The sequence below is a fragment of the Streptomyces sp. S.PNR 29 genome (assembly GCF_030386795.1).
Taxonomy (GTDB): Bacteria; Actinomycetota; Actinomycetes; order Streptomycetales; family Streptomycetaceae; genus Streptomyces.
The window spans coordinates 185,694-211,079 of sequence record NZ_JANUQM010000009.1 but is presented as its reverse complement, the minus strand read 5'-3'; the positions used below and the strand labels follow the sequence as shown (position 1 = coordinate 211,079).

Genomic DNA, 25,386 nt, shown 5'->3' with positions numbered 1-25,386 from the left:
GGGCACGTCGGTGCCGGACCCCACCGGTTCGTGAACGACATTGAGGCCGTAGCGCAGACGGTGCGTAAGCCGGAGGAGGTCACACCATGACCCGACGATCCGCCAGCTGATCGACACCGCCGACCTGCTTCTCGCGGACGTAGGCGGCCCCACTATGGCCGGCCCCGCCATGGTCGTATCCGCTTCGCCCACCGTGCTCACCGCCACTGCGGCGAGCCGGTACCGGGCGCGGCCTTCGCTGCGGGCCGCGCTCGAGGGTGCGGTCGCCGGCAGCCTGACTGCCCATAGGGCACCGCGGCGAATTGTGAGGGCTCGAAGCGAACGCGGGCTGCTTTGGCTCCGCAGCTGCGTCAGGCCGACAGCGCCCGCCGGGCGAAGGCCGTGTGGAGCCAGCTCTGCCTGGGATGTCCTCGCGCCTCAGCCCTCTTTTCAGCTCCAACGCTCACTGACTGACCCGCGGGCGATCCCACTGACCAGCGCGCGCATCGCCGCCTTCGAGAAGAACAACGGCCCACGGCTGATGTCCTTGGAATCGCGGACTGCGGCGCGGTCGACCAGTGCAGCAACTTCCACGCAGTCGTTCGCACCCCCGCTGTACGAGCTCTTCCGCCACCGCGCGTGCGCGAGATCGACGTCGTACGGAGTTGTCGTGACATCGTGCGGGGCAGCCATGCGGGGCGTGCTCACTCTTCGAGCTCCTTGCTGATGCGTGCGATGCGGGCGCGGGTCTCCGCCGGGTCGAGGGCGGTGCTCCTCAACTGGTCAAAGATGTCCGTGTAGTTCTCCACATCCTCTGGGGACTCGAGGTACACGGAGTTCTTGGGATTCTCCAGCCACACCAGGTCCGGCGTGGGGGGCGGGAAGGTCAGAATGACGAACGGGCCGTACAGCCCGGGATGCGCGCCGAGTGAGAACGGCAGGAGCTGCACGGTGACGTTCGACCGCTCGCTCGCCTCCACCAGCTTTCGCATCTGGTCGCGCATCACTTCGGCGGAGCCGACCGTCCTGCGCAGCACGGCTTCGTCGAGGATCGCCCAGAGTCTGGCGGGGGCCTCACCACCCAAGCGGCTGTTCTGCCGCTCCATGCGGACCCTGACCAGGGACTCGACCTGCGGCGGGGACAGGTCCTTCCTCATCTGGGAGATCACGGCACGCGCGTAGTCCTCGGTCTGGAGCAGCCCCGGCACGAGCATCGGCTGGTAGCTGGCGAGGTGCGTCGCGCCGGCCTCCAGCGCGAGGTACCCGTCGTAGCGGGTCGGAGTGAGCACTGTCGAGTACTTCCGCCACCAGGGCTTCTGCTGCTCCTTGTCCGCTCGCACGAGGTCGAGCACGTCGGCGCGCCGGTCCTCGTCTTTGACGCCGTACAGGTCCAGCAGTGCCCGGACGAGGACCGGCGTTGTGCCGCGTTCGCCGTTCTCGATCCGGCTCAGCGACCCCTGGTTGACCTCCAGTTGGTCGGCGACCTCGGTGAGGGTGAGCCCGGTCGCGTCACGCAGTTCCTTCAGCCGTGCCGCGAGCTGTCGCCGGTACACCGACTGCGGGACCAGGCTTCTCTTCAAGGCCATGCCGGAAGTCTCTCCGTACCGGCGACACCTCTACAACCCATACGGGTCAACTTCACCAGACATATTGCCTAGTTGGTGGTTGCGTCGGCATGCTGTCAGGAGTCGCGGCGCGCGTTGGTACGGGCGTGCGTCGCAGCCGACCGACTGGCGAGCAGGCCACGACCTCGCTACCGGCACGCGCCTTCGCGTCGGTCCTGCACGCCGTACCAGGAGGGTGGGCCATGCCACGGACAACGCTGCTCCGGCAGCTGCTCCAGCAACGGCACCTGACGACGCACGAGGCTTTCGCCGCCCAGTACGAGCGGGCCGCCGCCCGGCTGGCAGAGCTCGACCGAGACCCCCGCCTGGCGTCCATCCAGGTCTCTCCACGTCAGTTCGACCGCTGGTACGGCGGGGAGTTGCTGACTCTGCCCCGTCCTGACGCCTGCCGGGTTCTGGAGCACATGCTGGGCAGACCCGTGTCCGAGCTGTTCTCCACGGCGTACGACGGCGACTCCGCGCACGACCGCGACGAGGAGTCGAGCACGGGCCGGCAGGCGACGAGTGCGCCTCCGCCACGCGAGGGCGACGAGAACCCACTGGACATCGTCACCCGCACCCGGCAGCTCACGGCTAGCAACGCCGACGACGCGACGCTCGCGTTCCTCGACTCCTCCCTGGAGGGCATCGCCAGCCGGTACGAACAGGACGGGCCGTACGTCCTCCGCCCCCAGGCCCGCCAGGTGCGGCAGTTCGCCCACACCCTCCTCGACGGCCGCCAGCCCCCACGCACGCGCCGGGAGCTCTTCCGCCTCGCCGCCCGCGCCTCCGGCCTGCTCGGCTACATGGCGGTCAACACGGGCGACTTCACGCTCTCAGAGGCGTACTGCACCGAAGCCCGGGATCTCAGCCGTGAGATCGGCGACCTGGACACCGACCTCTGGGCGTGCGGCACCCTCTCCTTCAGCCTCTACTACGCCGGCCGGTACGACGAGGCGGACGCATGCGCCGCCGCGGCCGTCGAGCGAGCCCCGCGCCACGCCCAGTCCATCCGCCTGCTCGCCAACGGCCGGGCCCGGGCCCTCGGCAAGACCGGCGACCGGCGTGCCGTCGAGCAGGCCATCGGACAGGCACTCCGCCTCTCCGACCTCCACGAGGTGCCCGTCGGGCTGACCTCCTGCATCTCCTTCGAGCCGTACGGACGGGCCAGGACGCTGGCCAACGCCGTCACGTCACACGTGTCGCTGCGCAACACGGCCCAGGTCCTGCGCGACGCCGAGCACATCGACGATCTGGTGGAGCACTCGACCTCCTCCTGGAGCCGTTCGCTCGTACGCCTCGACGTCGCCACCGCGCTGCTGCAGCAGCGCACGCCCCACATCGACCACGCGATGGCGCTGGGCCGTGAGGCCCTGCGGTTGTGCGAAGAGACACCGATCAGCTCCGTCCACCAACGCTCCCGTGACCTGCATGAGCAGGCCGGGCCGTGGCGTGATCACCCGGCGGTACGCGATTATGGCGACGAGTTCCGGACCTGGAGCTCGCAGCCAGCGGCCCTGGCCATGGCGTCATCCGCGTCGTAGGCGCCGTCGGTGTCGTCGCGCTCCGGGGCAGTGTGAAGCCGAAGGAGTACGTCGGGTGCCCCTGCTCAGCGCCGATCCCGCCGCGTTCCCCGCCGAGCCCCCCGCCGACACGCACGACCCGGCGGTCACCGCGGCCCACGACTGGGCGGCGTTCAGCGCACTCGACGAGATGACCGACCACTGGGCACGCCCCGGCTGGTCGGACGGCAGCCGGGCGTACTACTGGATGCTGACCTTCCCGGATGATCAGCGGCTCGCTGCTCTCGCCGAGCACTGCCAGGAGGAGCTGACGCCCCTCGGCCTCGACCCGGTGCCGACGGACGGCTTGCACATCACCCTCGCCCGAGTCGGAACGCCGGGCGTCGTCACCTCAGGCCAGCTGGACAGCCTGGCGCGGGACGCTGAGGCGCTGCTGCCCTCCGCGTTCTCCGTACGCGCCATGCCGCTGGCCGGCTCCCGCGGCGCCGTCCGGCTGTCCCTCGGACCCTGGGAACCCCTGCTCCGGCTGCACCACGCGCTGGCCAAGGCAGGGAGCAGCGTCGGTCTGGCCCCGAAGAAGCCGACGTCCGCTTTCCGGCCGCACCTGAGCCTCGCGTACAACAACCGTCGGCGCCCCGCCGCGCCCGTTGTGGAGACGGTCTCAGGGCTTCGCGCTCTACCGGCTGTCGAACTCTCCGTGTCCGCCGTCCAGTTGGTGGAACTCCGCCGTGAGGGGCGGACGTACCGCTGGGATGTGCGGAGGAACGTCGCGCTCGGGTAGCCAGCTGGCGTCCAAAGCGAGAACCACGACCACTTCCTTGCCGATCGCGGTCGGCCGGACGGACCACGCGGAGGCCAACTCCCCGACGAGCAGCAGTCCGAGACCACTGCCCGTCAACTCATCCACCGACTCCTGCGCAGAGCGTGCCCGGACCCTGGAGACATCCCGTCCCGCGTCATGGACCCGCAGTACCGCCACGTTCCGGTAGACCTCCACGCACATGCAGTCCGGTCCGCCGGCTGTGTGCCTGAGCGCGTTGCCCACGAGCTCCGAGGCGATCAGAACGGCGTCGTCGACCCGCTCCGGCGCGGCACGTCCGTCGAGGAACTCTCGTACATGTCTGCGCGCGAGGCCCGAAGGCTCGGTGCAATCGGCCAGCTTCACCCAATGACGCCGTACTGGCGTCCGCCTGCAGAGGCGCTCTTCGTCCACCGCGTCCATCGCCGCTTCTCGTTTCCGCTTGGCACTGGACCGATCAGCCTCGCTACGCCTGAGCCGCGGCGGTACGCCGCGGCTCCGCCTCTTCGCGCGCCGCCGGACGGCGGACGAACGGCGTGCTGACGGCGTACCGCCGCCGACTGCCCCCGGCGAGGCTCTTCGTCGAGGCACCGGTCCTTGGCGTCTCGGCTGACCTGGCCGGAGGTAACGCGGAATGAGCGGCAGTGCGAGGACACACGTCGGCCTGGCAGCACGACGAAACCGTTCGGAACCTTCCGACAGAAGAGGAAGTGCGATGACCGCAACCATGCTCAGCCCGATCACGACGGCCACCACCGGGGCGTCCGTTGCGACGGCCGCCCCCGGGGCGCCCGCCGACCCGTTCGACGTCGACCTGACCATCGTCACGGAGATCGGCGCCGACCTGCTTCCCAAGGCGTGCGGCACCGGTGACGGGTGCGCGGCCTCCTGCGCCTCGTCCTGCGCGAGCGCCGTCTGACGGCGGCTTGTGCACGGGGTCGGGGGCGCAGCCGCTCCCGACCCCGCCCGTTCACAGCACTGATGGCGGAGGCATTGGCATGGGAAGCGACGATGGAAAGCTCTACCAGCACACGGGCGCGGCGCTGCTCCGAGCCGCCGCGATGCCACTGACGAGTCTGCCGGGGTGGTGGCCCGATCCCTCCGACACGGACGCATGCGGCAGGTGGCTGAAGCAGGTGTGGGCCGGTGCGCGGTTCGTCGACGCCGTACGGCAGGCGAGCGGCGATCTCGCCACGCGGGTCGACGCGATCTGCGCCGGGCAGCCGGCACGTCCCAAGCAAGTCCGGCGCGCCGCCATGGCCACCGTCCGCTACTTGTTGCGCGCCACCGGGCGACCGACCCCGTTCGGCCTCTTCGCGGGAGTCACCGCGGCCAGCGTGGGTTCGACGCCACACGTGAGGTGGGGAGACGCACACCAGGCCGTGGCGCGGGTGGACACTGAGTGGCTGGACGACGTCATCGTCCGCTTGGAGGCGTGCCCGGCCCTGCTGGAGCGCCTGGATGTCGTCCTGAACAACCTGGCGGCGCGCCGCGGCGGACGCCTGCACGTCCCGCATGGCGGACCGATGGGCGCCACCATCCGGCGCACCAGCGCGGTCCGCGTGATCGAGGACCTGGCACGTCGGCCGGTCCGCTTCACCGCCCTCGCCGAGCAGTTGGCCGCCTCCTTCCCCCGAACCGAGCCGCAGAACATCCGCACACTGCTCGGCGCGCTGGTGCGCGAGAAATTCCTGATCACCAGTTTGCGCGCGCCGATGACCAACACCGATCCGCTGTCCCACCTGATTGACCGGCTGCACGGCGCGGACGCGGGCACGGTGCCGCAGGTCGCACAGGTTCTGCACGAGCTGGAAGCGGTGCAACGCTCCGTACACGAGCACAACCGGCGCCCGGCGAGCGCGCAAGGGCCGGCTCGGGAGGAACTCACGGGTCGACTGCGTGGGCTCTCAGGCGCGGGCCGAAGCCCCTTGGCCGTCGACCTGCGGCTGGATGCCGAGGTACGGATCCCCGAGAGCGTCGCGCAGGAGATGGAGAGGGCTGCCGACGCCCTACTGCGGCTCACGCGCCGACCGGCGGGCCAGGGCGTGTGGAAGGAGTACCAGGTCGCGTTCTGGGAACGGTACGGCACCGGCACGCTCGTGCCGGTCAAGGAGCTCGTCGACCCGGCGTCCGGGCTCGGCTACCCAGCCGAGTACCCCGGCAGCCGTATGACCGCACCGCCCCCGACAGTCTCCGAGCGTGACGAGCGGCTGCTGGCCCTGGCCTGGCAGGCACTGGCCGACGGCAGCAGAGAGATCGTCCTCACCGACGACCTGGTCGACCGCCTGACCGGCGAGGCGCTGACCGGGCAGGAGGCACCGCCCCATGTGGAAATGTGTGCGCGCTTGCACGCCGACAGCCTGTCCGCCCTGGAGCACGGGGACTTCACGCTCACGGTGACACCGGCCCGCGCCGCGGGGACGCTCACCTCCCGGTTCACTCCGGTCGCCACCGGCACGGGACTCGACGAGGTCTACCGCCAAGTTCCCACGGGCGTCGAGAACGCGTTGACCGCGCAGCTCTCCTTCCCGCCCCTTTACTCGCAGACAGAGAACGTCGCCCGCATCCCCGCTTATCTTCCACACGTGATCCCGTTGGGCGAGCACCGCGGCCCCGACGACAACACCGCGCCGACGGTCATCGACGTCGACGACCTCGCGGTCACGGCCACGCACACCCGCCTGTACCTGGTCAGCATCTCCCGCCGTCGCCTGGTGGACCCGCAGGTCTTCCACGCCATGGCCCTGGACAAGCAACCCCCGCCCCTGGCCAGGTTCCTGGCGCACCTGACCCGCTCCTTCGGCCCTGCCTGGACCAGCTTCGACTGGGGGCCGCACGGCGCACGGCTGCCGTTCCTGCCGCGCGTCCGCTACGGGCGCGTGATCCTCTCTCCCAGTCGCTGGAACCTGACCGCCGACGACCTTCCAAGCCGCGGCGCGGACATGCGGGAGTGGACCGATGCCCTCGGCCGGTGGCAGAAGCGGTGGCACTGCCACGGTGCCGTCGAGCTGCGGGAGGACGACCGGACACGTCGGCTCCAACTCGACGTGCCCGCCCACGCCACCGTCCTACGCACCCACCTGGACCGGGAAGGCCATGCCGTGCTGACGGAGGCGCCGGCCGAGGAGACCTACGGCTGGATCGGCGGCCACGTCCACGAGATCGCCCTGCCGGTGACCAGCACCCGCCGGCCGATACCCAGCCCGCTCTCCGGCTTCCTCCCCGTGCTCACCAACAGCACCCTCGGGCCCGTACCGGGGGCGGTACAGGCACCCTGGCTGAACGCCAAGATCTACAGCCACCCCGAACAGCTCGATGAGCTGATCGGCACCCACCTCGCGAGGCTCGTGACCCAACTCCCAGGTACGCCCGAGTGGTGGTTCGTCCGCTACCGCACCCCGCACGACCTCGACCACCTCCGCTTGCGCATCCGCACCCGCAGCCCCGGACAGTACGCCGCCTGCACTGAGCTCGTCGCCGGATGGGCCACCGGGCTGCGCCGCGAGGGGCTCAGCAGCAAGCTCGTGTTCGACACGTACACCCCCGAGATCGGCCGTTACGGCCCAGGCGCCGCCCTGCGCTCTGCCGAGGCGGTGTTCACGGCCGACTCGGCCTACGCCCTCGTCGCCTTGCAGGGCCCCGGAGTCGACGGCGTCGACGGACGCGCGCTGGCCACAGTCGGCATGGTGGACATCGCCTGCGGCTTGCTCGGCCCCGACGAGGGCATGCGGTGGCTGGCGAACCGGCCCGCGCCTCCGGCTCGCGTCGAGCGAGGCGTCAGCGACCAGGCCATCGAACTCGTTCGCCGCACTACGCCTCATGCCCGGGGCTGGGGCGAAGAGCTCGCCCAAGCGTGGCACCGTCGCGCCGTGGCCCTGGCGCTGTATCGCGAGGGCCTCGCCGAGAGCATGGACCTCGACTCCGTCCTGGAATCCTTGCTGCACATGCACCACAACCGCCTGCGTGGCCTGGACCGGGAGGACGAGAGGATCTGCCGCCGCCTTGCCCGTCAGTCCGCCGTCGCATGGGCCGCCTGGCCGGGGGAGAGCCGCTGATGAACTACGACGCGCCGCCCACACCCACCGGGCCCGGCTGGGGCCAGTCGCTGTACTCCGGCGCGGCGGGAGTCGCCCTGCTGCACGCCGTCAGGGCCCACACCGGCGAAGACGAGAAGGACGCGCTCCGGCCATGGGCCGCCGCCATGCTCAAGGGCCCGATCCAGGCCGCCGCCGAAGCATGCGGTCTGTACGAGGGCGCCCCGGCCGTCGCGTACGTCCTCAGCTTCACGCACACGAACACCTCCACTCGCGCCCTGGCGACCCTGGACACACACCTCGCCGACGTCACACGCCAACGACTCCAGCGGGCACACGCCCGCATCGATCACGGCGCGTTGCCCACCCTGGGCGAGTACGATCTCATCAGTGGACTGACTGGGCTGGGCGTGTACCATCTGCACCGCGGCCACAAGACGGAACTTCGGGACGTCCTCGTCTACTTGGCGCGGTTGACGGAACCGATCACCATCGAAGCGCAACGTCTGCCCGGCTGGTGGACGGGAGACAGCCCCGATCTGCGACCGACGCCGCGATGGCCCGGCGGACACGGCAACTTCGGCCTCGCCCACGGCATCACCGGACCGCTGGCGCTGCTGGCCACGGCCCTGCGACACGGCCACACGGTGCCCGGACAGACGCAAGCCATCACCCGAATCTGCGACTGGCTCGACCGGTGGCGCAACGGCACCGACTCGCGCGCCTGGTGGCCGGACCTGATCACCCGAGCCGAACACCGACGCGGCGAACTCCAGCGCCCAGGACCGAGACGCCCGTCCTGGTGCTACGGCACCCCCGGCATCGCCCGCGCTCAGCAACTCGCCGGCCTCGCCCTCGGCGACAGTGACCGGCAACGGCAAGCCGAGCAGGCCCTGGCCGGATGTCTGGCCGACGACCAGCAGCTCGCCCAGCTCACCGATGCCTCCCTCTGCCACGGTTGGGCGGGGCTCATACAGACCGTCTCCCGTGCCGCCGCCGACGCCCTCAACGACGAACTCGCGTCGCATCTACGCGGCCTGAACGTCCGGCTCAACAAGCACCTGGACCACCACGGACTGCCGGACGGCGCCGGCCTGATGGGCGGCACGGCAGGTATCCACCTGGTCCGTCTCACCGACCCCGTCAACACGGCGATCACCGCCCCCTGGGACCGCTGCCTGCTCCTGACAGGGTGACGCCGCGAACCGCATCCGCACATCAGAACAAATGAGAACGATCTACCGCTGCCGTACACACAGCCGGGCACCTTCCGAAAGGACGCGATGAACACCACCACTGGCGCCTCGCCCGAGGACCTGCGCAACCGCCTGGTCGACGCCATCCTGAAAGAGGACCTTTCCGGCCTCCGCGACGCACGCGTCGAGACCGCCATGCGGACCGTACCCCGCGACGCCTTCCTCCCAGACGCGCCCATTGAGGAGGCGTACGCCAACAAGAGCGTGACGATCAAGGAGAACCCCGACGAGGACGCACTCCCGCTGAGCTGCGCCTCCCAGCCCGACGTCGTGCACTTCATGCTGGTCCAGCTCGCCGTCCGCGAAGGCGACAACGTCTTCGAGATCGGGGCCGGCACCGGCTACAACGCCGCCCTGCTCAAGCACCTCACCGGGAAGTCCGGCCAGGTCACCACATGCGACATCGACGCCGACGTGACCGCCTACGCCCGCCGGACGCTGGACGCGAACGGATACGAAGACGTTCGCGTGGTCACGAGGGACGGTGCCCTCGGCGCCCCGGAGTTCAGCCCGTACGACCGAATGATCGCAACGGTTGGCATGTGGGACCTCCCCGGCGCCTGGTGGGACCAGCTCGCCGTCGGCGGACGCCTCGTGGTCCCACTGCGATGGCGCGGGCTCTCCAGGGCCGTGGCCTTCCAACGCGAGGAGGGGCGGATGCGGTCCGACTCCGTCAGGATGTGCGGCTTCCTCCCGGTGATCGGCCAGGACGGGGAGCGGAACGATTACATCGACGACGACCGGCTCGTCAGGCTCTACTGGGACGAGGACCAGTCCATCGCCCCGGAACTTCTGCGCGACGCCCTCACCCGACCGAAGTCGGTCGTCTGGACCGGTGTGACGGTCGGGCCCGTCGAGTCGTTCGACGGCGTCTGGCTGCAGCTGAGCGCCACCGAGCGAGCGACCTGCCGCATCACTGCGAAGCCTGCAGTGGTGGAGGCCGGCCTCCACCGCCCCGCCTCACCCGCCCTGAGCCCCGCCCTCGTTGAGGGGGACTCCATCGCATACCTCACTCTGGAGCGGACCGCCGAAGACCCCGAGACAGAACCCCGGTTCCGGCTGGGAGCCGTCGGCTATGGCCCGGCCGGCGCCGATCTCGCCGAGCGGATCTGCGCGCAGATCCGCGCCTGGAGCCCGGCCCGGACCGCTGAACCCGTCGTCACGGCCTACCCCGCGGACACACCGGACAGCGACCTCGCCGACGGAGCCGTGATCGACCGGCCCTCCGTGCGGCTCGTCATCGCCTACTGATCCTGACGCCGGTGGGCGTGGCCGTTGGCAGGTGCGGCCGTGCCCGCCGAAGCGAGAACAGGGCGGCGTTGGAGCACGGGGGTCAGCCCTGCGCGAGGTTCGCCTCACAGTCGGTGCACCGCCGCACGGCCCGTCGCCTCGGATTGCCCGCGGTGGCGGTCGCCGGAGAAGCGTCGCTCAACCGCTCCCAGAGCCCAGGTTGAGGATTCGGGATCCACCACCGCGGGGGTCGTACGTTGGCCTCGGTCATGTGGTCGCACCAGCCGGGCCTGTGCGTGTCGGAGAGACCAGGATCGCGCCTCCGGGTGAGTACAGCGCCGGCCCTCACGTGACCACCGGCCTGCGACGTCCGCCCGGCGGGGAACTCACTCTCACCCAGCGGAGCGGCAACCGCGCCCTCGCCCAGGCCCGAGCTCCTGTCGAGCGCGACATGGCACGGCTGAAGTCCTGGCAGATCTTCCGCAACCCGCCTCAGCCCCAACTGCATGACCGTCATCGCCAAAGCCGTCCTCACCCTGGAGAGGCGACGCTGAAAAGCTCACTGTGCCGACAACTGGCGAACGGGCTCCGGGTGGCCAGGAGCGCCAGGAGCATCGCTACAGTCCCCCGTATGCCGCCGCACCCTGTGAGACACCACTTCGTCCCCCAGTTCCTGCTCAAGTACTTCGCCGGACAAGGCGGACAGCTGTACGTGCACCAATGGGCCAGCGGACGTGCCTTCCAAAGGAATGTGAAAGAAACAGGTCAGCGCAAGTACGGGCATTCGATCTACCGGCCTGGGCAAGATCCCGACCACTCGTCTATGGAAGCCGCCATGGGCGACATCGAGGGGCAGGCCGCCACTGTCGTCAAGGAGCTCGTGCAACGCCGTGAACGTGCCGTGTCCGAGCATGCCCGGGAGGCTCTGGCTTGGCTGCTGGCCCTGCAATGGCAGCGCAGCCGCTTCCTACGGCACGTGGTCAACCAATCCGTGGGTGTCGACGACTACGACCTGAGCGAGGAAGAAGTCCAGTCCAGCATGATGGGCCTGATCGCCCGGTCGGTCATCTGGCCATGGCAGGCACGCAACGACGAGGACGCCCACTACAAGGACCAGTGGAACCACCTGGTGTCGGTCCTGCTATCCAGCGGCATGTACTGGGCGTGCTACCGGCCACGCGGCGGCGGCCTGATCGTCAGCGACAATCCTCTGTGCATGTCAGGGATCGTGGGCACCCCGCCGCCAGGCATACCTACCGGCTTCTTCGATCACGGCGTTGGCATTGGCTTCACCAACTTCCGGCGGATCACAGTGCCGCTCGGCAGCAGGCTCGCCCTCATCATTTCCCGTGACCCGGACGAGGTATCCCGCCTGGATGTGGCCGCCATTAACCGGTTCACCGTGTTCAACAGCCGGGAGTTCGTGGCGCACTCCCCTCAGTGGAGGCAGACCCACCCCAAGCTCGCACGGGAGCTGCCGGACCTGCTGGAGCGGCAACAACTGGTCGCGCCAGCATTCCTCCAGGGCTACAAGCCCGGATCCACCGCGTAGGCCAGGCCAGCCAGCCCCACCCTTGCGCGCGACAGCCTCCCTCAACGGCACCGAGTTTTGTGCGTTGCGGAACGCTGGCCCGTCACCCGATCAGTGGCCACGTTGAAAACACTCACTGTCTCGCATCACCTTTACGCGGTGCCGGAGTCGACCCGGTAGACGATCTTCCCGTCGAACTCGGCGAACCCGAGTGACTTGTAGAAGGCCCGTGCCCCCGGGTTGTCGCTGTCGGTCATCCATTCCACGCGGCTGCACCCGGGGCGCGCCGCGGCGATGGCACGGAGTTCGTCCATGAGGCGGGCACCGATGCCCTGCCGTCGGAGCGTGCCACGGACGTACAGCTCCTTGAGGAACAGGGAGTGCGAGGAGCCGGCGGCCGGCCAGAGGAACGAGTAGGCGGCGAGTCCGATGATGTCCCCGGTCTCATCCTCGACGAGCAGAGCGGAGGCTAGCGGCGGCGAGCCGAACAGCGCCTCTTCGACCTGGGTCTGGCGTTCCTCCAGCGGCTGGATACTGGTGTCGGTCGCGCCGTAGAACCGCTCGATCTCCTCGATCAGCTCGGCCACGGCCGGGACGTCCCGCTTCTCCGCAGGGCGAATCGTCACGTTCATCGGCGCCTCCTGTCGTTCCTCGGTAGCTTTGGTCGCTGCTGCACTCGTTCGTTCCAACGCGTGATCCCCGATGGTGGTACGGCACACGCGTCTACGGCGATGAGGCAGCCTGCGCGTAGGGGTCCCAGCCGTGCTGCCGCAGCGAGCCCTGGACGTGTCGGATGAGGTACTCCAGGTCTGCGCAGTAGACAGACGGGTTCCGGTAGCCCTGGGCTTCGCTGAAGCGGTGTGGGAGGTAGCCACCGCCGCACACGTCCACAAGTGGGCAGGCGCGGCAGTGCTCGGCGAGCGCGTCCTTGCCGTGCTGCCGGTGCAGCAGCTTCGGATGCGACAGTGCTTCGTCGAAGGAGTGGCGGAGGACGTCGAGCCCGAGCCAGGTAGCACCCTCCTCGACCGACCGCAGGGTGTCCACGGCCTCGATGGAGCCGTCGGACTCGATCACGACGCTCGTCGGCGGGGCCAGGCCGAGCGTCTCCACCGAGCCGCGCACGCCAGAGCTGAGGGCCACGATGTCCTCCAGCATCCGGACGCTGTGCCGGTACTCGGGCCGGTCGAGCCAGGCGTCGTACACCTTGCTCATCCACAGCCCGTACTCGGGCACGCTCGGATCGGAGCGGTGCGGCGGGTCGTCGTGGGTCGCGTGCGGCAGGCCGAAGTCGATCACCGGCGGTTCGAACGCCGCCAGGTAGTCGTGGACCTCCACGGGGTCGTTGGCCAGGTCCACGACGGCGAGCAGCCCCGCGAACAGGTGTGGCCGCGACCGCAGGAGTTCGATGCCGCGCACGGCGGAGGCGGCGCTCGACCGCCCGGCGTGCGTCAGCCGGTGCCGGTCATTCGCGGGTGGCGGCCCGTCGAGGCTGACGCCGACCGCGACCTCGTACCGCTCGAAGAGGTCCAGCCAGGCATCGGACAGAAGGGTCCCGTTGGTCTGGAGCTCGAAGAGGACCCGGGTCCCGGCCGGCACGCTGTCCCGGACGGCCTCCAGCAGACCGGCCATGTGCCCGATGCCGACGAGAAGCGGCTCTCCACCGTGCAGGACGACGTGGATGGTCCGAAGGCGGTGTGCGGAGGCGTGTTCACCGATCCGCCGGGCGGCAGCCCGGGCCACAGCGAGGTCCATTCGGGCGGGCAGGCGCCGCGCCGCCTGGTCCTTAGAGTTGAAGACGAAGCAGTAGTCGCAGTCGATGTTGCAGCGGTTGGCGACCTTGAGGATGAACGTCCGGAAAGGAACGGGGCCTTCGGGTTCTGTCATCGAGCGGATGTGCTTACAGCGGCCAGGGCCAGATGAGCGAGGCCGCGTGGGCACCGTCGCCGACCCGGGCCGTCGCGCCCTCCTCGGCCTCCAGCCGTTGCCGGACGCGGGCGGCCACGCGGTCCAGGACGGCGGTGCCGGCTGCCGTCGGCTCCGTGGACGCCGGGCCGGCGGGCGTGATGGTGCGTGGCTCGGTGACGGACGTGGGTGACGGCATTCAACGCTCCTCGTGAGGTACGTGCCGGAGGTGGCACGGTGCGACGGGGTTGAAGCGACAGATCAGCCGGAAACGTAGCATCCTCAACCACCCATCTGACACGGGATATTCGGCCACGTGGTCGGCGTCAGCCGGACCGCTACACCAGCAACCGTTCGATGTCGTCCACGGACGCGCTCACTCCCAACCGCCGGTACACGGTCACGGCAGCTCGCAGCGAGTCCACGCCGTGACCAGGCCCGTCAACCGTCCAGTCGCAGCGGCCGATGCCCTCCAGCGCCCGCGCCTCCTCCAGCGGGCAGCGGATGTCCCGCGCGAGCGTGAGCGCCTGCCCAAAGTGCCGACGGGCGGCTGTCGGTTCATCGGAGGTGAGCAGCAGCATCCCCCAGTGGTTCAGCACCTCCGCCTCGCCGCACCTGTCACCCAGGCCCCTCAGGATCCCCAAACCGCGCTGGAACGCCTCGATCGCCCCGTCGCGCTCACCGACGATGCCGCGCGCCACGCCCAGCTCGCTCAGCGAGGCGGCCTCACCCCCGCGGCTGCCGAGCTCGCGGTAGGCGTCCAGGGCCTCCTCCAGAAGCCGGATCGCCTCTGCCGCATCCCCGGTCACACGCTCCGCGACGCCAAGGTGACGGACGCTGTTCGCGCGGCCGAACCGTTCACCGAGCTCAGTGAAGTGCGTCAGGGCCTGGCTGTGTGCCGTCCGCGCTCCCTCGATGTCACCGGTCAGCCGTCGGACGACGCCCAACTCGTTCAGCGCGTAAGCCTGATGCACACGGTCGTCCAGCTCCAGGTAGATGTCGAACGCTTCCTGGTGATGCCGCGCGGCCAGGTCGTACGCGCCCATGAGGCAGTGCACGACGCCCAGGTCCCGCAGGGAGTTCGCCTCTCCGTACCGGTCACCGAGTTCTCGGTAGATCGCCAGGGCCTCGCTCTGCGCCTCCACCGCAGCGTCGAACCGGCTCATCTGCCGGTGTGTCATGCCGAGATCCGCGAGCGCGTTCGCCTGCCCGAGCCGGTACCCCAGCTCTCGATAGAGGGCGAGAGCCTCGGTCTGGGCGCGGGCCGCGTCCTCGTTGTCCGCGGTCAGGTACCAGACGATGCCGAGCTGGTTCAGTGCCTCGGCCTTGCCGCGCCGGTCGTCGACCGCTTCATACGCCGTCACCGCGTCGTTGAGGGCCTCGATCGCCTGTGGGTAGGCGGCCATGAAACGGCGTACGACACCAAGCTCGGCGAGGGCATCACCCCGCGCCCGCTGGTCACCGGTATGGCGGGCGGCCTCGGCGGCGGTCCGATGGAGCGCGACGGCCTGGTCCCAGGGGCCGGCCTGGCGCAGGAAGGGCGCCATGGCCGCAGCGAGCCGGACCACGAGGTCGTACAGGGCGAGACCGTTCGCCCGCCGGACGCAGGCCAGGATGTTGGCCCGCTCGGTCTCCAGCCAGCTCAGGGCATCCGCCCGCGACTCCAGGACCGGGGTCTCCACCCGCGAGGTGTCGTCCGGCGCCGGTGGCACCGCGGCTCCGCTGCGCACGGTGTGCCCGTTCGCGACGGCGAGAGCGGCCAGGTAGTAGGTGCACACGCGCTGGACGGCCTGTACATGGTCCATGCTGTCTCCCTCGGCGGCGAGACCGCGAGCGTAGTCGCGCAAGAGATCGTGCAGCCGGTAGCGACTTCCCGGGTGTTCGTCGATCAGGTGGTCGTCGTAGAGCGCCTCAAGGTGCCGACGGGCCACCACGACGGAGACCTCAGCAAGAGCCGCACCGACGTGCGGGTCGAGATCGGTGCCCGGAAAGAAGCCGAGCTGTCGGAAGAAGCGCTGCCGCTCCGGCGGGAGATCCCGATAGGACAGATCGAAGGTCGCGGTGACGGCGCGTTCCCCGGCGCGCAGCTCCCCCAGGCGATCCCGCGCCGCCACCAGTCGACCGCGCAGGTCCTCGGCGGTCCAGGACGGATGGTGCCGCAGCCGTGCCGCGAGAAGCGACACTCCCAGCGGCAGACACCCGCACAGCCGCACCAACTCGTCCACCACATCCCGGCCGAGAGCGTCGGCCGGCCGCCCACTGAGCCGTACGAAGAGTTCGACCGCGTGATCCGGCGGCAGTGCGTCCACCGACATGACCACCTCCTCGTTCGCCACCAGCCGCTTGCGACTGGTCACCAACACCAGACACCCGCTCCCGCCGGGGAGCAGTGGCTCCAACTGTCGGTAGCTGGCCGCGTTGTCGAGAATCAGCAGCGCCTTCTTGTCCGCGAGCCTGCTCCGCCACATGGCGGCCCGAGCCTCCGTGATCGCTCCGACGTCATCACCGACGGGAATCTGCTGCGTCGGCACGCCGGCGGCCGCGAGAAGCGAGGCGAGCGCCTCGCCGGCCTGTACCGGAGTACGCCCCGGCGTGTGCCCGTTGAGATTCACGAAGAGCTGCCCGTCGGGGAACCGCTCCGAGAGCAGGTGGCCGGCGTGCACGGCGAAGGTGGTCTTCCCGACGCCGGGCATGCCGTCGATCACGTGAACGGGCAGCCCCTCGCCACGCTCCTGTGAGGCCCGCACCGAGCCCACCAGCCGCTCCAGCTCCGCGGCACGGTCGGTGAACGCGGCGGTGTCGCGCGGCAACGAACGCAGCACCTGGGCGGCCCCTGGCCCTGCTCCATCCTCCGGTCGGCCCGGAGGGGTGGGAGGCCGCGTCTCGGAGAGCCCGGCGAGCAGGGCCGTCAGCCCCGCCATCGCCACGCCCAACACGACGAACGAGAACCAGGCGTGCTCCTGTAACCACCCCAGCCAGCCCGGCCACCGCGACTCATCGGACACGGCGTTCGTGACGAGCCCTACCAGCATGGTGGTCACAGCGCCGCCTCCGGCGACGACGGCGATCGCGATCCCGCGCCGGAGTCTCATACGGAGGCCCCAGCAGCAGCTGGGGGAGCGGCCGATTCCCCCCTGGTGCCGCTGACGAGACACCACGCACTGCCAACCGACCTGGTCACGAAGGCAACCCCCGAGTAGAACGCACCAACTTCCCTAACGGAACAGTCCTCGTAGACCTTGGTCAAGGGCGCGTCTGAGCCATGGGGTGCACCCGCTTCCGCAAGGCGCGCTGTCGGCTACGACAACGGCAGGGCCAGGACTTCCCAGGCTAGTCGATCAAGTGCGGGATGTGGACCGCGCTGCGTGCCATCGGCGGCCGCCCGTCCTGGGCCACCGCGGCGTATGCCGCTGGCGATCACACGCCGGAGCTGCGTTGGGCGCGGCCCGCCTCTTTGGGTAATCCTGTCTATCTTTCCAGTAGTTCGCCGCAGGCAGACAGGAAAGACCCCGAAACGACTGGCGAACAGCCGCACAGCCATGTCACCCTCCAACACCTTGTCGGAAGACCTGGTCAGCGAAGTGATGCCGATGATCCTGGACGGCCAGTGTTCTACCCCCACGAGCTCTTGGAGGCGCCCCTGCTCCCGCACCACCCCAGTCACCGCTCCCGACCGGACTTGCCGGACCCGGTGTATTGGGTCACCCCGCGTCATTTGGCCGGCGACGACGGTGTGCTCGCCGAACGGATCGGCGACATCCTGTCCGACCTCGGCTGGCGCATATGGCCCACCTCCCGTCACACCCTTCTGTACGTAAGCCCGGACGGGCTGCGTGGCGCCGAGTGGATCCTCGCGGCCTACCCGTTCGAGCTGGGCGGCCTGCCCGTCGCCTGGCAGCTGAGCGCCCGCGCGCATGCCGCCTCCGCGATGCCGGAGTGGAACGCGTACTTCACCACCGGCGTCTCCTACGAGGCGCTCGCCGATCTCCTCATGGCACTCGACGCCCGTGAGGCGCCCGACGTCGCCTTCAAGGAGCCCGAGACGGTCCTCGGCGCGCTCAGTGTCCGGGGCTGGATCCGCGACGTGGACCGTCCTCACGCCACTGCCACGGACCCAGGGTTCTCCTCCTGCGTCTCTCTGGAGATGCTGCCGCCGTTCATCGAGGACGCCGACCCGCGGCCGGATTTGGTGGGTTGGCAGGCGTGGGCGGAGCCCGTGCCCGGTGCGCCGTATCTGTGGTGCGCCAGCTTCAGCGCCAGCGTCCCCCATGACCTGGTCGCCGTGTTCGCCTCCTCGCTCGCCTCCCCGGTGCCGGTGCCTCGCCACACTGTGCCCGAGATCGCGGAGGGGCGTCTCACTATCGTCCGCCGCAGCTGACAACACCTGCCGCAGAGGAGCCGTTGTTGTGTGGCCCGTCACCGAATCTCCCCGAGTTGCAGCCGGCCAGACGTATGAGGAGCGTCCCCCCGCGCCTGCCCTATGACTGAGAAAGTAGAGAGTCTTGTTCTTTCGACGCACTCGCGAGGACCGCGCGTTCCGTGAAGCCCAGTGAGCGGGCCACGAGTTGCTCCTGCGGCTGCAGTCCGCACGGCCGTGGCCCGACTGCCCCGAGCTGATCACACAGGCCCCTGCCGAGGAGGAAACGGTAGTGCCTCGTTTCCTGCCGCCGGAGTTGCGGGTGCCGTCGCGCCATGAGGTGGCCGGGGTGATGATGCGCTGGCCGCAGCCGCTCGTCGTCGACGGCGAGGTCCGTACATGCCCGGGATGCGGTGCGTACCGGGACTGGATCGTCTTCTGCATGCGCGACGACTCGGTGTGGCTGCGTTGTCGGGCGGGCCAGGAGACGAAGGCGCCCGGCCTGGATGCGGCCTGGTTCAACCGCCACTCCGGTACCGTCGACCGGTTCCACCCCACTCTCGAAGAGGGTGTTGGGCGACATCGGATTGTCAGTGCCTGACGACACGGCTTCTGTCAGTGTCGGGAGTATGGCGGGCATGGCCACCAACCATGGCGGCTACGACGAAAGACTCCCTCACAAAGTCCCTTTGCGCCTGTTCAGACGGCCGGAAGGATCCTTGCTGAGGCGCTCAATTCATCTCCTTCAGATCCCGGTCGCTCATGCCGAATAGCACGTTGGGCTGGTCGTACTCGAAGCTGTAGCCAGCGATGAGAGCGGCGGCGATGAGCTCGCCATTTTTGACGTACCTGCTGGTTGCCCGTTGCATCGCGTGGAGCACGGTGTAGCTGCTGACGGTAGGTGCTTCGATCGCCGTGATGTTCTCCCACAGCCATGCGGCCGTCTCCATCACGATGGCCTCGCGACCGGCCAACTCTTCGCGGTCGGCGGCAAGCTCGGCTTGGCGCTGCTTGGCCGTCTTTCGCGAGGAGTCGAAGACCCCGATGCCGAAGGAGCCGAGCTGCGGATGCTGCTGCATCACCTCGGCCAAGGTCGGCGGAGTGATCTGTCGGTAGGTCATTCGGGGAACCTTGTCTTCGCCGGCACGATGGTGTGGGCCATCATGGCTCGGAGTGGGCAGACGCAATCTGCCCTGCACACCCTACGCCTCAGCACACTCCCATCGCCCCAAGCAAGAGCCGTTCACGGGCTGTCGGGCTCGCGGCTGGTGGCGATCGCTTCGTCGTACGTGGTCAGGGTCCGGTAAAGGGTGGAGTGGCCGACTCCAAGGTGCTCAGCGATGGCGGTGACGGACTCCTTGGCGTCGCGGCGGCGCAGGGCGACGGCGAGCATGTCGGCGTCGACGGCCGGGGGGCGGGCCGCCGTCCTGGTTGCCGTTGGCCGCGGCGGTGTCCAGGCCGATCAGGGTCCGCTCGCGGATGAACTCCCGCTCGACCTCCGCCATCGCGGCGAACACCACGCAGAGGACCTTGCCCGCGCCCTGCGGGTCGTAGATGCCGGACAGGGGACCGCCAAGGATTTCAGGCGGCGGTCGCGTTCGGCGAGGTCCTGCGCGGAGGTGATGAGCTCGATCACGTTGCGGCCGAGGCGGTCGAGCGTGGTGACGGTGAGGGTGTCGGCCGGGCGTAGGTCGGCGAGCGCCGCGTTGTACTCGGGGCGGATCTTCTCGCGGGTGCCGATCTTCTCGACGTGGATCCAGACGCAGCCGGCTTCCCTGAGAAGGCGGACCTGCCCGGCGAGGTCCTGGCCCTTGCTGGAGACCCGGGCATAGCCGATGCGGTCGCCGGCCCGCGCGAGCGCGGAGCCGACGGCGAGGTCGGGTTCGGGGCTGGGCTCCCAGATGCAGCCGGGCCCGCGGGCAGCCGGGGTGCGGATCGCGGGCCCGGACTTGAACGCGGGAATCTTCGCGTAGCGGCCGGTGTGGTAGTCGACGGCGACGACGCGTTCGTCCGGCACACCGCCCCGGGCGGCGCCCCGCGGCGCGGGCATGGCTCGCGCTCGACGAGCTCGGCGCGGGCGATCTCGTCCAGGTCGCCGTCCATGTGTTCCATACCTTTCGATGGGCCGTGCTCCGGTCCGCCATGCCACTGGGGGTGGGCCGGAGTCACGAAAAGGGAGTCTCACCTGCGCGGACGGCGCTGGTTCTCCTGCGTGGAAAGGAGCCCGAGCACGGCGCGCTCCTGGTGGTGACTGAACCACCGATCGGCCAAGTCGCGGTCCTTGAACCGTCCGAGTCCGGGCTCGGTCGATGGAGTCATCTCGATCGACTCCCACCCGCCCACGGTCTCGGCGAACTCCTCGGCGATGTCCACGAATGAGGGCCCGCGGAAGTAGCTCACGGCGGTGTTCGTGCTCTCCAGCGGCGTACCGGACTGGTCCGAGACGAGGGAGCCCGCGGCCTTCCGGGATTCGAAGTAGGCGTTGGTGGCCGACTTGACCTCGTCCCGCATGACGTTCAGGACTTGCTGGCGATAGGTCGGAGGCTTCAGGCACGTTTGGTACGAGAAGTCGATGCGGCTCCCGTCCGTACGGATCACCTCGAAGCCGGGGTACGGGCCGCGCTGCGGCGGCGCGATCGCGAAGGCTTCGACTCCCGGACCGATCTTGTCGTCCGCTTCGTGGTGCATGTCGAGGAGGTCCAGCAGAAGCAGGTGATCCTCCTCCTCGTCTACGGTGCTGCCCACCGTGTACCGGTACAGCACCTCGCGGACCGCCTCCCGCGCTTCCCCCTTCGTCCGGTACCTGCGATGCCCAATCCAGAACTCAGCCACAACCTGATCCTTCCGTTCGACTGTCCCGCACCCGCCCGGCGTCCTCCCGTGCGACTGCATCGACGCTACGACGATCGCGCCCCGAATACGCGTCCCGCTTCCTCCGGGCAACCTTCGGTTTCGGGACGCCTTTCGGGGCGGCCCCCGTCGGTGGCCCGGTCGTTCGGGCGGCCGTCCCGGAATCGGTGGTTTCCGGAACGGCGTTCCACTCGCCCCGGACTAGCGGCGATCCGGGCACCGGCGCAACCGGTTCGGCCGGGGTTCACCTGCTCGGGCGGAGGTAGTGCCGCGGGGCTCCCCGGAGCGGCGGCATCCCACTGACACTTCGGTCCGTGGCCGAGATCGCGGTGGAGGTGAAGGCGGCGGTGCGGCGGCTTGAGGAGCTGCGCGCCGACGGCGTGCTGACGGCCGCGCACGTACGGACCGTCGCCTGCAGCGCCGGGGCGAGCGAGCGGACGGTGTGGCGGTGGTTGTCCCCGTCGGCCGCCAGGCCCGCGCGGCAGCCAAGGACCCCGTCGCCGCAAGTACGGCACGGTCCCGAAGAACGACGTCCTCAAGCGGCGCCCTGCTCGCCGCCGGTGGTTCTCGGTAGCGGGTGCGAGGCGTGCGGGGCCGCCGTGTAAGCGGGCTGGTGCTCACCGCGGCCGGTGAGTGCCCGGTGTCGGTGGCGTGGATGTGGGGGGTGTCGCGGCGGTGGCTCGCGCTGTGGACAGGACGTCGGGGATGTGAGGGCTACGGGCTTGTGCGGCTCGTGCACCTGGGCCGGGGGCGTGCCGGTCGCCGAGTCGTTGAATGCGCCAGACGAGAACTTCGGATGCCGATTTAGCGTCGCTCAAGGAGCGTTGCTGGGCTGCCTGTCGGAGGACGGCTGCGGGGTTGTGGCCTGCGGCTTCGGTGGCGGCGAGGGCGGCTGTGAGTGCGGGCCAGGCAGCCTCGGTGAGGATCTGTCCGGAGTGGGAGGGCAGGACCTCGTGCAGGATTCCGGCGTACCGGTGGACAGTGCTGTCGGAAGGGCAGCGCCTGGCGAGTACGGCGAGGCCGGTGGGGGCGATCTGTTCGTAGGCGGCCTGGAGATGGATGAGCGTTTGCCGGGCGGCGGCCACCTGCCGGTCGTGGTGGTGCAGCGCGCTGCGGCGCTGGGCTGCGAGGACGACGAGGATGGCGGCGTCCAGGAGCATGGCCAGGCCGGTGTGGTCCGCGGGCTGGTAGCGCATGGCTTTCAGAGCGCCGCGCAGGGCGCGGGCGTGCTGGTGGTCGGCGTGGGCACGGGTGTGGGCGGCGTGCTCGAAGGCGACGGCGGCGCGGTGTAGTTCGGCCTTGAGGTGGATGGGGGCGTGGGCGGGCAAGGCGTAGAGGACTTCGCTGAGGATGGTCAGGTGGGCTTGTGCAGCGCTGTCGTCGGCGTGATCGAGGTGGTGGGGGATGCGTTCTGCGGCAGCGGTGGCCTGGTGCCAAGGGCTGCGGCGGTAGTGGCCGGCTGGTGAGGTTGCCGTGGCGGTGTGCGCTTCGGTGGCGGCCAGACGCTGCTGGATCTTCGGGAGTGACAGGTCGGTGGCGAGGCTGGAGCCGGAGTACCAGATGGGTGTGCCGTCGTCAGGCAGGGCGACCTTGTAGCCGCCGAGGTCGCCGGAGGGCAGAGTGCGCGTTTCGACCTGAAGGCTGGCGTCGGCGAGCAGGTTGAAGAACTCGTCCAGGTCCTTCGCGTGGGAGAGCGCGGTGCGTACGGTGTGCCGCAGCTGCTCGCGAGCCGTCTTGTGGTGGCCCAGCCGTTTGGCCTTCTCCTGCTCGGCGCGGGTGGGGCGCTTCGCCGCCGGAGTGCCGGTGGTGGCTTCGGAGCCGCGCGGAACCTGGGTGAGGCCGAAGTCCTTCTCGATCTCGGCGAGTTCGGCCATGGCGCGGTGGTAGTCGTTCCAGTTTCGCGGCGGGCGCAGATCGCCGCGGACTTTGGTGGCGACGATGTGGATGTGGTCGTCCGCGTGGCGCACGGCCACCCACCGGCAGCCGTCCGGATCGTCCTCCGGCGCGATGCCGGTCGCATGGACCATGCGCTTGGCGATCGTCGCCCACTCGTCATCGGTCAGGATGCGGTCCTCGGGCGCGGCGCGCACCGAGCAGTGCCACACGTGCCCCTCGGGTGCCTTGTCGCCGGCCTGCTCGACCCGCAGATCCAGGGCCTTGGTGAGCTGGCCGAGCCGCTGCTTGTGCCCGGGGCTGTCATACGGGCCGGGGTCAGGAACGAAGTCATCCCAGGAAGCGACGATGTGCTGGTCGGTGTGTTCGTTGGCGCGGCCCTTGTCGAAGAGGTACGCCAGGACGCCGTAGGTGTTGTTGCCCGGCTTGACGATGTTCGCGATCACCTCAGGCCACCCGCCTTCTGCCCGGCTGCCCGGAAAGCCGCCTCGTCGATCGCCCGGACCGTGTCATGGGCAGTGGCGAGCAGGCGCTCAGCCCGCTGAAGGATCGCGGCGTCCACAGGGTGTGGATCGCCGCCCGAGTTGAGGCGGCGGGCGATCTGGTTGACGTTGTTGCCGATCCGGGCGATCTGCGCCCGCTGGGTGGCGAGCTCGTCGACCGCATCGTCGTAGACAGTGCGAGGGGCGGCGACGGTGATCTCACCGCGGACGCGGGCCATGGTGGCGTCGGCGATGTATCGCGCCATGGTCACGTGCTCGGCTTTCGCCGCCGACTGGATGTCGCGCTTCTCATGCGGCGCAAAGCGGGCGGTGACGTGCTCGGAACGCTGCGCATCGAGGTTCGCACGGCGGTGCGGCGTACGCTGCTTGGCCCCCGTGACGAGACCGGTCGGCTGTTCGCCGGCGCTCACCCGCTCCTGCTCCGGCACGCCCTCGTGCCGGAGCTGCTCCTCCGCCACCCCCGGGGCGGAGGTGTTCGCGATGGACCGGCCCATGGACGGTCCATCGCCATTGCTTGCTCCGCCGGGGGCAGGGGTGATCGGCAGGTAGTCCTCGTGGGTGGTGGGGCCTGGGTCGTGCGGAGAGTACATGGGGCCTTCCGTGTCGGGGAGTGGTGGGGAGCGTTGGTGCTGCGGGGATCACCGGGGTGGAGCGTCGGCATCGGCCTTGACCTGTGCCTTGAATCCACGGACGACTCTTCCGACGTCGTCACTGGAGACGGTGTAGCTGGCGGCGCGCAGGGCGTCCTCCACCCGGTCGCGTCCGACGCTGCCGGTCTCCTCGTACATGCGGCGGGTGTACTTGAGGATGACCTCGTCGGAGGCGCGGGGTTTGCCGTTGTTGCGCTTCTTCCGGGCAGCCGGTTTCCGCTCGCGCCTCCCCGGAGCGCTGCCCGAGGTGTTGCCCGTGAGCGGCGGGCTGTCTTCGGTGTCTGCCCGGGCGGGCAGCCCTGGCGCCGAACGGGCAGGCCGCGGGCGGGCAGCGTCCTGCTCTGCCCGCGGCGCTGACTCCGGGCGGGCGGAGCCCGGGCGGCTGTGCCCGGATTCGCGGGCGGTGTACGAGGCCGGGGCCTGCCAGCGTGGCGGCAGTGTGAGGGAGGCGAGGCCGAGGGCCTGCCTGCGGGTGGCGAGTTTGCGCAGCAGCAGCTCGTCCTGGAGCGGATCGCCGTCGACGTCGGCCCGCTCGAGAGCCTGGTGCAGGCGCTGTGTCAGGCGTCGTTGCTGCCGTTTGCCGCGCTTCTTGTCGGTCATCGACTCGGCGCGCAGGATCAGGGCGACGGCTTCGGTCAGCGCGCGCTCGCGGATGAGTCGGGCGGCATCGGCGTCCTGGTCGGCGATGCCGAGTCGGGCGAGCAGGCGTTCGCGTGCCTGGCGGATGAGGATGGCGGCCAGGCTGCGTGAGGTGGCGTCGGGGGTGTGGTGGCGCAGTTCGATGCCCATGGCCAGGTGCCAGAGAATCGCGGCTAGGACGGGGCCGACAAAGGCTCGTACTGTGCCGCCGAGCAGCCCGGACTCGGCGTAGGCGGGCAGGATCTGGACGGCGCTGATGACCCAGGTGAGGGTTCCGGGCGTACCGGGTGCCTGCTTCGGGCCGTTGAGGTTCTGGCGTGCCATCAGCGCGGTGGCGAACAGGGCGAGCTCGGCGGCGGCGAACATCGCGACACGCTCGGTGGTGCCGCCCATGTCGAGGTAGTCGGCGGCGAACCGCCAGCTGGTGTCCGCGCTGTAGGCGGTGCAGCCGATCGCGGCCATGGCCGCGACGGGCACGGCGATGGTCCCGCGTCGGCGGTTGGTGGCGGACGGCCGGCGGTGCTGCTGGCGGATCGTCCATCCGGCGAACAGGGCGGACAACACGAGTAGGAGGAGGAGCGCCACGGTCATCGCGGGGGGGGGGGGGGGCCAGGTAGCCCTTGGCCCTAGTTTTGT

Annotated in this window: 24 protein-coding genes and 2 pseudogenes; 11 read left to right on the top strand and 15 right to left on the bottom strand. The window is 69.8% G+C overall.

Annotated elements, in window-relative coordinates; all coding sequences use genetic code 11:
* Positions 1-429: 429 nt before the first annotated feature.
* Both NW895_RS24440 and NW895_RS24435 read right to left on the bottom strand, forming a co-directional pair.
* Complete coding sequence (locus tag NW895_RS24440) at positions 430-687, bottom strand: DUF397 domain-containing protein (protein ID WP_338677609.1); 258 nt, start codon at positions 685-687, stop codon at positions 430-432.
* Positions 684-1,565: a helix-turn-helix transcriptional regulator gene (locus NW895_RS24435; protein ID WP_289938058.1), complete on the bottom strand. Its 882-nt coding sequence runs from the start codon at positions 1,563-1,565 to the stop codon at positions 684-686. The genes NW895_RS24440 and NW895_RS24435 overlap by 4 nt, the downstream gene beginning before the upstream one ends.
* Positions 1,566-1,786: 221 nt before the next feature.
* On the opposite strand from NW895_RS24435, the gene NW895_RS24430 reads away from it, so the two are divergent.
* Both NW895_RS24430 and NW895_RS24425 read left to right on the top strand, forming a co-directional pair.
* Positions 1,787-3,127 carry a hypothetical protein gene (locus tag NW895_RS24430; protein ID WP_289938055.1) on the top strand — a complete coding sequence of 447 codons (1,341 nt, stop codon included), beginning with the start codon at positions 1,787-1,789 and terminating at the stop codon, positions 3,125-3,127.
* A 55-nt stretch (positions 3,128-3,182) separates the two neighbouring features.
* Positions 3,183-3,887 carry a 2'-5' RNA ligase family protein gene (locus NW895_RS24425; RefSeq protein WP_289938053.1) on the top strand — a complete coding sequence of 235 codons (705 nt, stop codon included), beginning with the start codon at positions 3,183-3,185 and terminating at the stop codon, positions 3,885-3,887.
* Here the strand turns inward: NW895_RS24425 and NW895_RS41250 are convergent.
* On the bottom strand, positions 3,783-4,328 hold the full coding sequence (locus NW895_RS41250) for an ATP-binding protein (RefSeq protein WP_354670105.1): 546 nt from the start codon (positions 4,326-4,328) through the stop codon (positions 3,783-3,785). The genes NW895_RS24425 and NW895_RS41250 overlap by 105 nt on opposite strands.
* 292 nt (positions 4,329-4,620) lie before the next feature.
* On the opposite strand from NW895_RS41250, the gene fxlA reads away from it, so the two are divergent.
* From fxlA to NW895_RS24395, 6 genes and pseudogenes are all read left to right on the top strand, one after another.
* A complete protein-coding gene (gene fxlA / locus NW895_RS24420; protein WP_193500765.1) occupies positions 4,621-4,824 on the top strand; it encodes an FxLD family lanthipeptide in 204 nt (67 codons plus the stop codon).
* A gap of 79 nt (positions 4,825-4,903) precedes the next feature.
* On the top strand, positions 4,904-7,960 hold the full coding sequence (locus NW895_RS24415; RefSeq protein WP_289938047.1) for a lantibiotic dehydratase: 3,057 nt from the start codon (positions 4,904-4,906) through the stop codon (positions 7,958-7,960).
* A complete protein-coding gene (locus tag NW895_RS24410) occupies positions 7,960-9,135 on the top strand; it encodes a lanthionine synthetase C family protein (protein ID WP_289938045.1) in 1,176 nt (391 codons plus the stop codon). Before NW895_RS24415 ends, NW895_RS24410 begins: the two co-directional genes overlap by 1 nt.
* Before the next feature lie 87 nt (positions 9,136-9,222).
* A complete protein-coding gene (gene fxlM, locus NW895_RS24405; protein ID WP_289938043.1) occupies positions 9,223-10,446 on the top strand; it encodes a methyltransferase, FxLD system in 1,224 nt (407 codons plus the stop codon).
* Positions 10,447-10,774: 328 nt separating this feature from the next.
* Positions 10,775-10,979, top strand: a pseudogene (locus NW895_RS24400) (transposase family protein); the annotation flags it as partial.
* A 77-nt stretch (positions 10,980-11,056) separates the two neighbouring features.
* Positions 11,057-11,977 (top strand): DUF4238 domain-containing protein, encoded by a 921-nt coding sequence (locus tag NW895_RS24395; RefSeq protein WP_289938041.1) that lies wholly within the window; start codon positions 11,057-11,059, stop codon positions 11,975-11,977.
* 131 nt (positions 11,978-12,108) lie between these two features.
* On the opposite strand, the gene haaN is transcribed toward NW895_RS24395, so the two are convergent.
* The 4 genes from haaN to haaT form a co-directional block, all read right to left on the bottom strand.
* Complete coding sequence (gene haaN / locus NW895_RS24390; RefSeq protein WP_289938039.1) at positions 12,109-12,588, bottom strand: cyclophane-containing RiPP N-acetyltransferase HaaN; 480 nt, start codon at positions 12,586-12,588, stop codon at positions 12,109-12,111.
* A 91-nt stretch (positions 12,589-12,679) separates the two neighbouring features.
* Entirely contained in the window at positions 12,680-13,840 is a 1,161-nt protein-coding gene (locus tag NW895_RS24385; RefSeq protein WP_289938037.1) for an FxsB family cyclophane-forming radical SAM/SPASM peptide maturase, read from the bottom strand.
* 13 nt (positions 13,841-13,853) lie between these two features.
* On the bottom strand, positions 13,854-14,057 hold the full coding sequence (gene haaA, locus NW895_RS24380; protein ID WP_123760355.1) for a HaaA family cyclophane-containing RiPP peptide: 204 nt from the start codon (positions 14,055-14,057) through the stop codon (positions 13,854-13,856).
* Positions 14,058-14,196: 139 nt separating this feature from the next.
* Complete coding sequence (gene haaT / locus NW895_RS24375) at positions 14,197-16,950, bottom strand: cyclophane-containing RiPP biosynthesis TPR protein HaaT (protein ID WP_289938033.1); 2,754 nt, start codon at positions 16,948-16,950, stop codon at positions 14,197-14,199.
* 599 nt (positions 16,951-17,549) lie between these two features.
* On the opposite strand from haaT, the gene NW895_RS24370 reads away from it, so the two are divergent.
* Both NW895_RS24370 and NW895_RS24365 read left to right on the top strand, forming a co-directional pair.
* A complete protein-coding gene (locus NW895_RS24370) occupies positions 17,550-18,236 on the top strand; it encodes a DUF317 domain-containing protein (protein WP_289938318.1) in 687 nt (228 codons plus the stop codon).
* Between the two features lie 187 nt (positions 18,237-18,423).
* Positions 18,424-18,816, top strand: a complete 393-nt coding sequence (locus tag NW895_RS24365) for a hypothetical protein (protein WP_289938031.1) — start codon at positions 18,424-18,426, stop codon at positions 18,814-18,816.
* A gap of 130 nt (positions 18,817-18,946) precedes the next feature.
* Here the strand turns inward: NW895_RS24365 and NW895_RS24360 are convergent, their stop codons facing one another.
* From NW895_RS24360 to NW895_RS24345, 5 genes and pseudogenes are all read right to left on the bottom strand, one after another.
* Positions 18,947-19,336, bottom strand: coding sequence for a hypothetical protein (locus tag NW895_RS24360; protein WP_159327204.1), 390 nt, complete (start codon positions 19,334-19,336; stop codon positions 18,947-18,949).
* A gap of 122 nt (positions 19,337-19,458) precedes the next feature.
* Positions 19,459-19,620: pseudogene (locus tag NW895_RS24355) on the bottom strand (helix-turn-helix domain-containing protein); the annotation flags it as partial.
* On the bottom strand, positions 19,550-19,720 hold the full coding sequence (locus NW895_RS41245) for a hypothetical protein (RefSeq protein WP_354670104.1): 171 nt from the start codon (positions 19,718-19,720) through the stop codon (positions 19,550-19,552). The pseudogene NW895_RS24355 and the gene NW895_RS41245, both read right to left, overlap by 71 nt.
* Entirely contained in the window at positions 19,678-20,265 is a 588-nt protein-coding gene (locus tag NW895_RS24350) for a recombinase family protein (protein ID WP_289938027.1), read from the bottom strand. Before NW895_RS24350 ends, NW895_RS41245 begins: the two co-directional genes overlap by 43 nt.
* Before the next feature lie 131 nt (positions 20,266-20,396).
* Complete coding sequence (locus NW895_RS24345; RefSeq protein WP_289938026.1) at positions 20,397-20,960, bottom strand: DUF3223 domain-containing protein; 564 nt, start codon at positions 20,958-20,960, stop codon at positions 20,397-20,399.
* Positions 20,961-21,379: 419 nt separating this feature from the next.
* Here NW895_RS24345 and NW895_RS24340 point away from each other — a divergent pair, with 419 nt between their 5' ends.
* Positions 21,380-21,670, top strand: coding sequence for a hypothetical protein (locus NW895_RS24340; RefSeq protein ID WP_289938024.1), 291 nt, complete (start codon positions 21,380-21,382; stop codon positions 21,668-21,670).
* 12 nt (positions 21,671-21,682) lie between these two features.
* Here the strand turns inward: NW895_RS24340 and NW895_RS24335 are convergent, their stop codons facing one another.
* The 3 genes from NW895_RS24335 to NW895_RS24325 are packed head-to-tail and all read right to left on the bottom strand — an operon-like array spanning position 21,683 to position 25,341.
* Positions 21,683-23,404 carry a relaxase/mobilization nuclease domain-containing protein gene (locus NW895_RS24335; RefSeq protein WP_289938023.1) on the bottom strand — a complete coding sequence of 574 codons (1,722 nt, stop codon included), beginning with the start codon at positions 23,402-23,404 and terminating at the stop codon, positions 21,683-21,685.
* A complete protein-coding gene (locus NW895_RS24330) occupies positions 23,401-24,051 on the bottom strand; it encodes a MobC family plasmid mobilization relaxosome protein (protein WP_289938022.1) in 651 nt (216 codons plus the stop codon). The genes NW895_RS24335 and NW895_RS24330 overlap by 4 nt, the downstream gene beginning before the upstream one ends.
* A 48-nt stretch (positions 24,052-24,099) precedes the next feature.
* Complete coding sequence (locus NW895_RS24325) at positions 24,100-25,341, bottom strand: hypothetical protein (protein WP_289938021.1); 1,242 nt, start codon at positions 25,339-25,341, stop codon at positions 24,100-24,102.
* Between the last annotated feature and the right edge of the window lie 45 nt (positions 25,342-25,386).